This is a genomic window from Pseudoalteromonas sp. SWYJZ19, assembly GCF_015864375.1.
Taxonomy (GTDB): domain Bacteria; phylum Pseudomonadota; class Gammaproteobacteria; order Enterobacterales; family Alteromonadaceae; genus Pseudoalteromonas; species Pseudoalteromonas arctica.
On the sequence record NZ_JADYXI010000012.1, the window covers coordinates 26,756 to 39,696 of the forward strand.

Consider the following 12,941-nt stretch of genomic DNA (forward strand, 5'->3'; position numbering starts at 1 on the left):
CAAACATTAATCTGCAAAGGGCAGATAGATATTAAATTCAGTATGTCCAGGCCAGCTATCACATTCTATATAGCCATCATGTTGATCAATCAGTGTTTGCGCTATTGAAAGGCCCAACCCAGAGCCACCTTCTTTATTGGTGATCATAGGGTAGAACAGTGTTTCGCGTACACTGGGATCAATACCTGGTCCGTTATCAGATATTTGGATCAACAAGGCTTTTTTAGGTGCTTTACCCGGGCGACGATGCTGATGATTTATGCGGGTTTTTATTGTTATTTCACCGCCATCTACAAGCGCCTGTTGGGCATTTCGAACAATGTTTAATACCACTTGCTGAATTTTGCCTTGATCAATGTATACATCAGGAATACTCGGGTCGTAATCTTTAACTAAGCTAATGTTAGAACAATTATCTAACGTACTTAGCCTTGCAACTGATTCAAGTGATTGATGTATATTGCCATACGATTTTTGAGGAAGTTGATTGGGCCCCAAAAGCCTATCTACTAGCTCGCGTAATCGGTCGGCTTGCTCAATGATGAGCTCAGCACATTGATCTCTTTCTTGTTGATCAACCTCATACTGCAATAACTGCGCCGCTCCGCGAATTCCACCTAAAGGATTTTTAATTTCGTGAGCTAACCCTCTAATTAGGTTTCGAGCAGCTTGGTATTGATGCATTTGATTAGACGCTTGGTCGTGCTTAATTTCGTCGTCAGTTTGGCGCCACTCAAATAAAATATAAAGCGAGCCATTAAACTTAATTTGTCGTGTACTTACGGCTACTTTTGCATGGCGAGAATCGCTAAAAACCACGTCAGCTCTATGCTGCTGGCAATCTACGCCTTCAACTAATGAGTATTGTTCTATACGCTGTAAATCGATTGAATGGTAGTTAAAAAGGCTATCAAACGGTTGATCTAATAGGCGCTTATTACCAAGGCCTAGCAGCTCGCTAGTACTAGTATTGGCATATACAACGGTGAAGTTTTTATCAAGTAACATGATAGCGGTTGTTTGATTTTGCCAAATGGCATCGAGTAGCTCAGGGCTAAAGTTTTTATTATTAATCATAGCTGCACCATTTTAGTGCGTGGATGTTTGCAAGCAAGTTATATGGTTAAATACACTGCTGCACGTTTAGTAATGCCCCAATTTAGTTACCTAGGTTTAGCCCTTTTCGGTGCATAAAAAATATGCAGGGTTCGCTTGTAGCAATAACTTGGTTTTTACTATTAAAAAGCTTTAATTGTAGTGTGTGCTGACCACGTTCTACATCTCTAATTGCAAAGGTTGAGCTGTCACTGGCTGGGCCGTGTGCTTTACCATCAATAAAAAGTTGTATAGTAAAACCAGTTTCAAAGCGTGGTTTTATTCGGCTAGTTACATAAACAGTGCCGGTATTTTCACGAATAGTCTGGTTATGATCAGGTGAGGAAATAGCAATACTAAAGGCCGCTTGTTGAGGCTGAGGTTGCTCGTCAAAAATGTCAGTATTTGTTGCAGGCATATTAAGATCTTGGCTGGTGAGCTTTACCTCTTGGGCCCCTTTATGAGGGGTGTCTGAGAACACTAATACGCCATTTTTATCTTTCCAAGCGTATATTTTTGTTTCACCGGCATAACCATAATTACTTAATCCTAAAGCAATTAATAGTAATAAAATCTTGTTATTCACTCTGCAGCCCTGCATTTTTATCGGTAACTTAACTTTAGTGGAGATTGACTAATTTTACCATTAAAAAAGCCCGCAAAGCGGGCTTGAGAACACACATATTTTTTACAGCTTAATTAACAGCTGTAGTACATTTCAAACTCAACTGGGTGAGTTGTCATGTTAAGCTTTTCAACTTCTTGAGACTTAAGTGAGATGTAAGCATCGATTAAGTCATCAGTGAAAACGCCACCTTGAGTTAAGAATTCACGGTCTGCGCTAAGTGCAGATAGTGCTTCGTCAAGTGATGCTGCAACAGTTGGAATTTCTGCTGCTTCTTCAGCTGGTAAGTCGTATAAATCTTTATCCATAGCATCGCCAGGATGGATCTTGTTTTTGATACCATCAAGGCCAGCCATAAGCATTGCTGAGAAAGCAAGGTATGGGTTAGCAGTTGGATCCGGGAAGCGTACTTCAATACGACGACCTTTTTCAGATGGAACCACTGGGATACGGATTGATGCAGAACGGTTACGTGCAGAGTATGCAAGCATAACTGGTGCTTCAAAACCTGGTACTAAACGTTTGTACGAGTTAGTAGAGGCATTTGCGAAAGCGTTAATTGCTTTAGCATGCTTGATGATGCCGCCAATGTAGTAAAGTGCATCTTCAGAAAGACCGCCGTACTTATCGCCAGCAAAAAGGTTAACACCGTCTTTAGCTAAAGACTGGTGACAATGCATACCAGAACCGTTATCACCAACAACTGGCTTAGGCATAAACGTTGCTGTTTTACCGTATAAGTGAGCCATGTTATGGATAACATATTTCATTTCTTGGATTTCATCCGCTTTTAATACCATTGTATTAAAGCGAGTAGCGATTTCGTTTTGACCTGCTGTTGCTACTTCGTGGTGATGTGCTTCTACTACTTGGCCCATTTCTTCTAGCACTAGACACGTAGCTGAACGCCAATCTTGGAAGTCATCAACTGGAGCAACTGGGAAGTAACCGCCTTTAACACCTGGACGGTGACCTGTGTTGCCATCTGCATATTCTTTATCTGAGTTCCAAGCAGCTTGCTTAGAATCAATTTTGTACATAGAACCAGACATATCTGATTTGTATTTAACGTCGTCAAATACGAAAAATTCTGGCTCTGGGCCAAATAAAACGGTGTCTGCAATACCTGTAGAGCGCATGTAGTCTTCAGCACGCTTAGCAACAGAACGCGGGTCGCGCTCATAGCCTTGTAGTGTAGAAGGCTCAACTACGTCACAACGTAAAATTAATGTCGCTTCTTCTGTGAAAGGGTCTAGTTTGATTGACTCAGGCACTGGCATTAATACCATGTCTGATTCGTTTATGCCTTTCCAGCCTGCAATTGAAGAACCGTCGAACATTTTACCGTCTTCAAAAAAGTCTTCATCAACTTGGTGATGAGGAATCGATACATGTTGCTCTTTACCCTTAGTGTCAGTAAAGCGTAAATCAACGAACTTAACGTCATTTTCTTTAATAAAATCTAAAACCGATTGTGACATGTGTCCTCCAACTATTGGGTTTTGTTATTGCTGCATAATTGCTTTGGTATTTACTAAGCTGATTTTGTGCCATTATTGTAACTGGCTGTTTATAAATTAAAAAAATATCATTGCATCAAAATGGAATATACAAACGCACCATGTTGGTGCGTAAATATTCCATTTCGGTGCAAAATTTACAGAGCGTAATTTGTTGTTAATTTAATCAGCTGAAATTAGCATAACCTAAATGCAAAAGAGTAACAAAAAGATCGGAAAAATAGTCAAAAAGAGGGTTTTTTGAAAAATAATTGAAATTTAATTCATATAATTGTCATATAAAAAACAGATACTTAGTAAAAGTATTGAGAAAGTTTTAAAATATGTATTGGATAAACTTTCATCCATGTCATTAATGAGGGATAATATGCGCCCTTTTAAATCCTATGCTGGGACATCTCGCGAAAGCGTGGATGAGTGCGTAGATCTTGCAGGATCATTGAGAATTTAATTTCTCTGAGTAAATATATGAGCATCGAAAAGTTAAGAAATATAGCGATTATCGCGCACGTTGACCACGGTAAAACAACTCTGGTTGACAAACTACTTGAGCAATCAGGTACATTAGAAACACGCGGCGGTAACGAAGAGCGCGTGATGGACTCAAACGACATTGAGAAAGAACGTGGTATTACCATTTTGGCTAAAAACACAGCCATTTCTTGGAACGACTACCATATCAATATCGTAGATACTCCGGGACACGCCGATTTCGGTGGTGAAGTTGAACGCGTACTTTCGATGGCTGACTCAGTATTATTACTTGTTGATGCTCAAGAAGGTCCAATGCCACAAACGCGTTTCGTTACGCAAAAGGCATTCGCGCAAGGCTTAAAGCCAATCGTAGTTATCAATAAAATTGATAAGCCAGGTTCACGTCCTGATTGGGTTATGGATCAAATCTTTGATTTATTCGACAACCTTGGCGCAACTGACGAACAGTTAGACTTTAAAGTAATCTACGCTTCAGCTATCAACGGCTGGGCAACACTAGATTTAGACGAGCCATCAGACAACATGGAACCTATGTTCAAGATGATCGTTGACGAAGTATCACCACCGGATGCAGATCCTGAAGGTGACTTCCAAATGCAAATTTCTCAACTAGATTACAACTCTTATGTTGGTGTAGTTGGTATTGGTCGTATTAAACGTGGTTCTGTTGCTCCTAACCAACAAGTTACTATTATCAGTGCTGATGGCACTACACGTAATGGTAAAATTGGCGCAGTACAAAGCTACCTAGGTCTTGAACGTATCGAAACTGATAGAGCTTACGCTGGTAACATCGTAACTGTAACAGGTATTGGTGAGCTTAAGATTTCTGATACAGTTTGTTTCCCAGGAAACGTTGAAGCATTACCACCATTAAGTGTTGATGAGCCAACTGTAACAATGACATTCTCTGTAAATAACTCACCTTTCTGTGGTAAAGAAGGTAAGTTTGTAACGTCACGTAATATCCGTGAACGTTTAGACAAAGAATTAGTACACAACGTAGCACTTCGCGTTGAAGATACTGGTAGCCCAGATAGCTTCCGTGTTTCTGGTCGTGGTGAATTACACCTAGGTATCTTAATCGAGAACATGCGTCGTGAAGGTTACGAGCTTTCAGTTTCTCGTCCAGAAGTTATCTTACGTACTGTAGATGGCGTTCTAGAAGAACCGTTTGAAACAGTTACTATTGACTGTCAAGACGAGCATCAGGGTTCTGTTATGGAACAAGTTGGCCTACGTAAAGGTGAACTTACTAACATGACTCCAGATGGCAAAGGCCGTATGCGTTTAGATTTCATGATCCCTAGCCGTGGTTTAATTGGTTTCCAAACTGATTTCATGACGCTTACTTCGGGTTCTGGTCTTATGTACCATACGTTCGATCATTACGGTCCTCACAAAGGTGGCGACATCGGTGTTCGTAAGAACGGCGTAATGATTGCAAACGCAACAGGTAAAGCACTTACTAACGCATTATTCAACTTACAAGAACGCGGCCGTTTATTCATCGGTCACGGTGTTGAAGTATACGAAGGTATGGTTATCGGTATTCATAACCGTGATAACGACCTTACAGTTAACGCCCTTAAAGGCAAGCAGTTAACTAACGTACGTGCATCTGGTACTGATGAAGCGCAAACGCTTTCTCCACACCTTAACTACTCACTTGAGCAAGCGCTTGAGTTCATCGATGATGACGAGCTAGTTGAAGTAACTCCACTAAACATTCGTATTCGTAAGCGTTACCTTACAGAAAACGAACGTAAACGTGCAGGTCGTGGACCTAAGTCATAATCTATTAATTTAGAATAATGATTTTAAAAGCCGCTGTATTGAAAAATACAGCGGCTTTTTTGTGGGTGAAATTTGATGAGTAAAGGCTTAAGGAGTTCGGTTTAAATTTTTCTTATCAACGAGATAGCGTGCATTACAACGAGCACAAGCTATGGGTTGACGAATTAGCATCTAAGGTGACTTTTTATTTATATGTTAATTGGCTTGATTTTCAACTTTACGAAGCGTAAGAGTATTATTACTAAGTATCTATAGATTGAATATATGTAGTTTAGATGGTTAATATCAGCTCGATCTACTCAGTCCAAAAAAAATTATGCAGCCCAAGTCATGCGTTAAAAAATACTAAACTGTTATTTAAAAAGGAATTGTTATGTTTCTATATCGTGGTGTTACAAGTGAATTAGATAGTTTATGTAAGGGACAGTTGATCCCCAAAGGAAAACAAAATACGGCCATACCTGAACTAGGTGAAGTTGGTGTGGAGTGCGGAGCAGGGTATGAATCAGGATACTCTGGAGGCAACGGCTTAAGGGCTCATCAAATAGATTCCAATATGAAAAAGCTGTCGTTTGTTTCTACGAGCAAAAGCATTGAAGTAGCAAAAATATTTGCTACTAAAAATGGTACTTGTAATGGATATATTTATAAATTAGATTCAAGCTTATTTGAACAATTCGATGTGGTTACAGAAGAATTGGAATCCCCCATTTATCCTGATGAGCATGAAGTTAGTATTCGGACAAACGAAAACGGGCTAATCCCTGAAGGTGTTATAGTTGATAAGTTCACTGTTAACTGCACATAATCTAGTGCTAAGGAAGAACTGAATATCTTTGCTTTTCTAGATATTTCCAGTTGCTCAAGGAGAAAAAATGAATATTTATAAAAAGTTTATCAAAAGTATACTTATTGTAATTACTATTACTTTGTCTGCCTGTGGAAGCGCTGACAATGGTGCTTTTTCGAAACAACAAATTTGTATTGCTACAATTGCATCGATTATGGGACGTAGTCCTTCAATTGTTAAAATAGATTCAATTAAAGGTAATGTTACACATCTCTCGTATGTTCGTAAAGATGATGGCACGAATTGGAAGTATAGGTGCAAGTTTGAGGGGAGTCGAGTTATTTGGGCTTCTGATGCTGGGAGATGGCGCACAGACCAATATGATTCTAAAATAACCTTTTTAGTCGATGAAAATGAATTAAGTATTTTTGAAAAATACTCTGATGGCTCTGGTAATACTAAGAAATATAATATTAATCAACTGACTAATTAGTCTAACAAGGCGATGAGTAATAGAAAGGCCCAAGTTTACTGTTCTCTAAAAGCGCAGCGCCTCTTAACCTCTTTGTGAATAATTTACTTAAAGATCTTTTGCATAAGGATAAGCAATAAAAAAGGGGCAGCTTAAACAGCCGATAATGCAAAGCATACATGTTTTTTGGTAGGGTATTTTTCGTTGGGTTTCGCTGCGCTCAACCCAACCTACTTATTTCTGGGGGGGTTACTTTTTTGGCAGCAGGGTGATTTTTCCAAATACGTCTGCGTCTATAAACCCACGGTTTCTGTCGCCATTTACTGGCTGTACTTCGTGTGAACCCATAAAGTGTTCGCGCACTTTGCTGCCGTCGTTATCGCAATACGCTAACATAAAGCCAATGACTTGTTTTTCGCTCAGTGTAATTGGTGTATTTACAGCGCCTTCTTTGTAGTCGTTAGGGTAGAGCTTTATCGCTACTTCCCACGTGATGTTAAAAGGTGCAGCGGTGTTGCGCTTCCAGTTACTGACTAGGTGGTCGGTGTACAAATGGGCTTTTTTATCAGGGCCGTAATCGGCAGCTTGGTTATCAAGGCCAATGTGGTACGCCAAAGCGGTGTGATTAAATTGGTGGTTTCCGCCCGATGCATCGCTGTCTATAAACACTTCTAGCGCATCGTCATCCCAATATTTATAGGTTGGATCGGCGTGTGTATCAATTAAAACGTCATCCACAATATCGGCTTGTAGATATAAATAGTTTTGATCCCACAGTAAACGATAACGCCCTTTAAAGTCGGCATCGCTTGATGGCAGTGTGCCATCCATTAAATAAGGCATATCGTGCCAAGCGGCTTTATCCCATGCGCTTTCTGATACGCCATCGACAGTAATTGGGGTTGATGTATGTTCAACATCAATCGCCATTGCAGGAGCGCTTAATAAAAAGCTTAAGGCGAGTGCTAATTTTTTCATTAATCTCTCAATTTTATTGTGTATTTATATTGGTGTAACACACATCCTAAAACAGTTGAGTAATTAGTTACAGTGAAATCCTTTCGCCTTCGTTTAAAATATACAGCGGTGTTTGAGCATCCATTTTTTTAACCATGTGTAATAAGCGCAGTAAGGCCGAGTGGCTAGTATGGTCGCCCATTTTCCAACTTGAGTTACCGTATCCCCACGGTATCATTACTTTGCAGTTAAGATCATTCGCGGCGTTTAGTGCGTCCTCTGGTGTGGTGTGAACGTAACGATAAAATTTACCACTTTCTTTACTGTAGTAAGAAGCGATTGGGATTAAGCACACATCTATATCGCCATATTTTTGCTGTATGTCTTTAAAGTGTTTTGAGTAGCCTGTATCGCCTGCAAAAAATAAGGTACTGCCGTTTTGTTCAAGCAGCCAGCCATTCCATAAGTCTTTATTATTATCTTCGTAAATAAAGGGCACTAATACGCGAGCGCTAAAATGATGGCTGGCACGGCGTTAATAACTAAGTCGTCAATGTTGGTTGTTGAGTACCACGGCATTTCGGTAATGTTAAAACTGCCAGTAGGGAAGTTGTCGGCCATCCCGAGTGGTGTTAAATAACGAGGTTTATTGCCAATGCTTTGTATGTCGGCTTTATTAAAATGATCGTAATGAATATGCGAATACATTACCGCATCAATATTTTCCAGTTCTTGCTCACTAGGCCAAGCGCCTGCTTTACGATAAATACCACCGCCGAGTTTAAAGCCAAGTGCGACTGGAGAATCAAACTGATTTTTTACCGGATCAAACAGCACATTTTGACCATTTGGGGTGTTAATTACAAAACTAGCGTGGCCAAGCCAGCGTACGGTATAGCCGGTACTAAGTTGTGGTTTAGTTTGCTGGCCTTGGTACTGGCAGTTTTCGCTGCCGGTTTTGCATAGTAAGTCTGGGTGGGCTGGGTAGCAGTTTTTAGTACAGGTAGTGGGATATGTTTTTTCATCTGCGTATAAATTTTTATAACGACCGTTCTTATCATTAATAACAACAACTGAGTCAGAGCTGGTAATACGATTAATATTATTAGGTGCACCGCAGGCAGTTAGTATACATAAGAGTATTGTTGCGGTTAAAAAGCGTTTCATTGTAAATCCCTTTTAGCATGCCTTTAACATAAAAAAGCCTGCAATTAAGCAGGCTTGTTAAAGTAACAAATAATTAGCCAGCGCTATTCATTTGTTCAATAAATTTGTTTGAATCGGCAATCGATTTGTTCATGTCGTTCATCAACAATTGAATATCGCGCTTAAGGTTAGTGAATTCACCTTTAATAGCCGATACCGCTTGTGCATTTAAGTTATGCTTTAGGTATAAAACGTTATCATGAAGCGAGGTTAATACTGGCTCCATTTTGTCCTCAGCACTGCGCATTGAGCGTAATAGCTGATCAAATTGACGCTTAGTAGCGGCTAGCTTTTTGCTACTTTCACGCTTAAGTGATGCACTTTTATATTGCTCTAGCTCATCGGCCCATTCATCAAAAAGCGCCTCTGCTACGTCTTCTACTTTATTGATGTTAGTTGACACTTCGTTAGCGGCTTTTAAGCTCGACTCGTAGTCATCGTTTAATTGATTGTAGGTGTCTTGTAGTTCGCCACCATTAAAATCAATAAGTGTAGTTAAACGTTCAAGAGCCGATTTAAATTCTTCTTGCGACTCCTGCTGTGAATCTTTTGTTTCTTCTACGCGGTCAATAAGAATATCGCGTTTGTGAACACCCACTTTTTCCATCGCAGAATAATAAGCTGATTGGCAGCCAGTTAAAGTAAGTGTTACTACAAGCATTGAAACACTGAGTAATGTTTGTTTTTTCATTTGAATTCCTGTTTACGAGCGTTAGTGCTGTAAATTATGGCGCTGATTGTTATTATAATCAAAACTATATAAGCACAAGTCAATTGTATGAATGATAAGCTCTCACATTACAAACAGCAAGTTAAGTCCTTTATACGCCAGCAACCTGGTTGGTGGATGCAGTATTTTAATCGTTGTATAGACGATCAAATAACGGTTAATGCAGGTTACCTTGCTTACGTGACACTTCTTTCTTTAGTGCCATTAATTGCGGTGGGTGTTGCTATATTTTCAGCCTTTCCGGGCTTTGAATCTACTCGCATGGAAATTGAGAGCTTTTTGTTTACCAACTTTGTCCCTACCTCTACCGATGTTATTAGAGAGCATATTAGCTCCTTTGCGGGCAATGCCAACCAAATGACGGCGGTAGGTATTGGCTTTCTAGCTGCAATAGCCTTGCTGTTAATACGTAATGTAGATGCCACATTGAACCGAATTTGGCGCATAAAGAAAAAGCGCCCAATGATGATCTCATTTGCTGTGTACTGGATGGTTTTGAGCTTAGGGCCTATGTTGCTCGGTGCCAGTATTGGTGTTACCTCTTATATTGTATCTTTGGTGTCGTTTGCTGATCAGGGAATTCCGGGGTTTAGCGGGTTTTTGTTAAAGCTATTGCCGTATGGAATTTCGATGGTGGGCTTTATTATGCTCTACACCTTAGTGCCTAATACACGGGTGTCGTTTAGAGCGGCAATACCTGGCGCTTTTTTTGCGGCACTTTTATTTGAGCTGACCAAAAAAGGGTTTGCACTTTATATTAGTCATTTTCCGTCGTACGAAGTTATTTATGGCGCAGTAGCAACCATTCCTATTTTATTTGTATGGGTGTATTTGTCGTGGGTCGTTGTTTTGCTTGGCGCTGAATTTACTGCGTGCATTAGCCCAAATGATATTCCAGAAACACCAGAGCTTGAACTAGAAGATGATGAACCAGCAGTAAAGGACACAGTTTAAATGCAAGGTTTAATACAACGTGTAAAGCATGCCAAAGTAGAAATTAACAACCAAGTGGTAGGCGAAATTAGCCAAGGTATATTGTTGTTGCTGGGCGTTGAAAAACACGACGACAAACAAACGGCCGATAAGCTTTTACACAAGGTAAGTAATTATCGTATTTTTACTGACGAAAACGACAAAATGAACCTAAGCCTTAAAGATATTAAAGGTGAGTTACTTGTTGTTTCGCAATTTACGCTAGCGGCTGATACTAAAAAGGGTATGCGCCCTAGTTTTTCATCTGCGGCAACGCCAAGCCAAGCTAACGAGCTTTACGAATACTTTGTAGCTCAAGCTAAAGAGTTGGGGCTTACAATAGCCACAGGTGAGTTTGGTGCTGATATGCAAGTAAGCTTGTGTAACGATGGGCCCGTTACGTTTAACTTATCTGTTTAAGTTTTTGGTTACCACGACAATATGATTTACATAGCCCGTAATTTTTTGCGGGCTAACATTACAACCAAATACATCGAGTAATAGCTGCTGAAGTTGCTTTAATTGCGACTCATGCTGCGATAAAAAGTTAATAAATAGCACGCCGTTGTTATTTAAAGCCGAGTAGATTTTTTTATAAAATGCCTCTTCAAATAAAAATCGAGGCGCGTCTATTTGGCTAAATAAATCTAGAATAATCCAATCAATATTTTGCACACTTTCTAAAATCTGTTGCGCATCGGCGCACAGCAGTTGCTCATTCTTATTTGACGAAAAAAACTGGGTATAGCAATCAATAATATCGGCGTTTTTTTCAACCGATGTTATTTGTGCTTTAGGGTATTTGTGTTGTAAATAATTACGAATTGCACCGCCGCCAAGGCCGAGTTCTAACACTTTTTGTGGCGGCTTAAGAGCTTGCCAGTGCTTATCTAGGTACAATAAGTGTGGAAAAAGTAATAAATCCGGGTTATTTAAATCAATAACAGATTGAAGAGTGTCGTTAATAAGTAACCAGCGTAACTGCTCGTGCTCACGTACTTGAATGTGATCGCCACTGCATTTATGCCAATAGATTAACTGACCAATGCTGTGGCTATTTTCAATAAATTGATCGCTCAGCAAACCCGTCAGTGAATTTATATAATTGATTTTTTCAGTCATATTCTCAGCATAAACTAGCAACGTTAAAGCGCAATGGCCTTTGTCATTATTTTTTTACGTTATTTTACAGCCATCACCAAAGTCGTATTTGCAGTTTTTTTAAGATGGAGTATGGTATTTGCCATAATAATGCCAATCAATTTAATTATTTTATTTTTTTAGCTTGGTAGATAACCAATACTATTAGTATAGCGCCGTAGCCTTTTTTTGACTTTTATTTACGGCTTATATAACAACAGGAGTATGTATGTTACAGGTAAGCACCCCACAAAGTAGCGAAGATTGGCAAGCGTATTACCAATTGCGTTGGCAGGTATTACGCGCGCCTTGGGGCGAGCCTCGTGGCTCTGAACAAGACGATATGGAACAAGACTCTGAGCACCGCTTTATAAAAAATAAAGAAGGCGAAGTACTAGGCGTAGCACGTTTGCACTTTAACAGTCATGAGCAAGCACAAGTGCGTTACATGGCCGTTGCTGAAGGGAATCGTAATCAACATATTGGTAGTCGTTTATTACATGAGCTTGAAAAAATAGCATGGACACAAAATGCTGATGAACTGGTTTTATTTGCTCGCGAACGTGCGCTTGAGTTTTATAAACGCCACGGTTACGAACTAAAAGAAAAAGCACATTTAGCGTATGGCGATGTACAGCATTTTAAAATGATAAAGCAAAAACCGTCTGAGCCAGGCTGGTTCCGTCATCCAAATTGGACGCAAGTACTACAAAATACGTGGCGTGAGTCTATTCCAATTAGTGACGCGATGGGTATTAAGGTAGAAAGCTATACCGATTGGCAATTTACAACCAGCGCCGACCTAGACGCTAACTTAAACCTACATAACACCATGTTTGCAGGCTCTATTTATAGCTTGGCCACGCTAACAGGTTGGGGCGCTACGTACTTAGCACTTAAAGAAGCTGGGCTTGAAGGTAATATTGTATTAGCCGATGCTAACATTAAGTACTTAAAACCGCTTACTACTGACCCACGTGGCTGTGTTGATATACAAACCTGTAAGGGCAAGTTAAGCGATTTAGAAACCGATGGTAAAGCAAGTTACGTAGTGCCAGTAACTATTTACGATGGTGATAACGTGGTTGCCGAATTTGAAGGACAGTTTGTAGTAAAAAAATAACTGTTTAGCTGTTCAAAAC

Annotated in this window: 12 protein-coding genes and 1 pseudogene; 6 read left to right on the forward strand and 7 right to left on the reverse strand. The window is 39.8% G+C overall.

The features are described 5' to 3' along the window. Positions 1–6: 6 nt before the first annotated feature. The 3 genes from glnL to glnA form a co-directional block, all read right to left on the reverse strand. The gene (gene glnL / locus I6F45_RS12815) at positions 7–1,077 is read right to left on the reverse strand and encodes a nitrogen regulation protein NR(II) (protein WP_010554790.1); all 1,071 of its coding nucleotides are present in this window, start codon (positions 1,075–1,077) and stop codon (positions 7–9) included. Between the two features lie 82 nt (positions 1,078–1,159). Then, positions 1,160–1,681, reverse strand: coding sequence for a DUF4124 domain-containing protein (locus I6F45_RS12820; RefSeq protein ID WP_165739236.1), 522 nt, complete (start codon positions 1,679–1,681; stop codon positions 1,160–1,162). A gap of 113 nt (positions 1,682–1,794) precedes the next feature. Further along, complete coding sequence (glnA, locus tag I6F45_RS12825; protein WP_197160716.1) at positions 1,795–3,201, reverse strand: glutamate--ammonia ligase; 1,407 nt, start codon at positions 3,199–3,201, stop codon at positions 1,795–1,797. Positions 3,202–3,708: 507 nt separating this feature from the next. Here glnA and typA point away from each other — a divergent pair. The 3 genes from typA (at position 3,709) to I6F45_RS12840 (ending at position 6,815) form a co-directional block, all read left to right on the forward strand. Further along, complete coding sequence (typA, locus tag I6F45_RS12830; RefSeq protein WP_010554793.1) at positions 3,709–5,532, forward strand: translational GTPase TypA; 1,824 nt, start codon at positions 3,709–3,711, stop codon at positions 5,530–5,532. A 373-nt stretch (positions 5,533–5,905) separates the two neighbouring features. Continuing rightward, on the forward strand, positions 5,906–6,340 hold the full coding sequence (locus tag I6F45_RS12835; RefSeq protein WP_024607647.1) for a hypothetical protein: 435 nt from the start codon (positions 5,906–5,908) through the stop codon (positions 6,338–6,340). 67 nt (positions 6,341–6,407) lie between these two features. Next, positions 6,408–6,815, forward strand: a complete 408-nt coding sequence (locus tag I6F45_RS12840; protein ID WP_024607648.1) for a hypothetical protein — start codon at positions 6,408–6,410, stop codon at positions 6,813–6,815. 228 nt (positions 6,816–7,043) lie between these two features. On the opposite strand, the gene I6F45_RS12845 is transcribed toward I6F45_RS12840, so the two are convergent. The 3 genes and pseudogenes from I6F45_RS12845 to I6F45_RS12855 form a co-directional block, all read right to left on the reverse strand. Further along, the gene (locus I6F45_RS12845; RefSeq protein WP_197160717.1) at positions 7,044–7,772 is read right to left on the reverse strand and encodes a CBM9 family sugar-binding protein; all 729 of its coding nucleotides are present in this window, start codon (positions 7,770–7,772) and stop codon (positions 7,044–7,046) included. A gap of 67 nt (positions 7,773–7,839) precedes the next feature. After that, positions 7,840–8,918: pseudogene (locus tag I6F45_RS12850) on the reverse strand (MBL fold metallo-hydrolase). Positions 8,919–8,991: 73 nt separating this feature from the next. Next, on the reverse strand, positions 8,992–9,648 hold the full coding sequence (locus I6F45_RS12855) for a DUF2959 domain-containing protein (protein WP_197119402.1): 657 nt from the start codon (positions 9,646–9,648) through the stop codon (positions 8,992–8,994). Positions 9,649–9,735: 87 nt separating this feature from the next. Between I6F45_RS12855 and I6F45_RS12860 the strand changes: the two genes are divergently transcribed. Continuing rightward, the gene (locus I6F45_RS12860; RefSeq protein WP_007582159.1) at positions 9,736–10,641 is read left to right on the forward strand and encodes a virulence factor BrkB family protein; all 906 of its coding nucleotides are present in this window, start codon (positions 9,736–9,738) and stop codon (positions 10,639–10,641) included. Beyond that, on the forward strand, positions 10,642–11,079 hold the full coding sequence (gene dtd, locus I6F45_RS12865; RefSeq protein WP_024589537.1) for a D-aminoacyl-tRNA deacylase: 438 nt from the start codon (positions 10,642–10,644) through the stop codon (positions 11,077–11,079). Here the strand turns inward: dtd and I6F45_RS12870 are convergent. After that, a complete protein-coding gene (locus I6F45_RS12870; protein ID WP_007582154.1) occupies positions 11,068–11,781 on the reverse strand; it encodes a spermidine synthase in 714 nt (237 codons plus the stop codon). The genes dtd and I6F45_RS12870 overlap by 12 nt on opposite strands. 247 nt (positions 11,782–12,028) lie before the next feature. Between I6F45_RS12870 and I6F45_RS12875 the strand changes: the two genes are divergently transcribed. Next, positions 12,029–12,922 carry a bifunctional GNAT family N-acetyltransferase/hotdog fold thioesterase gene (locus tag I6F45_RS12875; protein WP_165741932.1) on the forward strand — a complete coding sequence of 298 codons (894 nt, stop codon included), beginning with the start codon at positions 12,029–12,031 and terminating at the stop codon, positions 12,920–12,922. Positions 12,923–12,941: the final 19 nt, after the last annotated feature.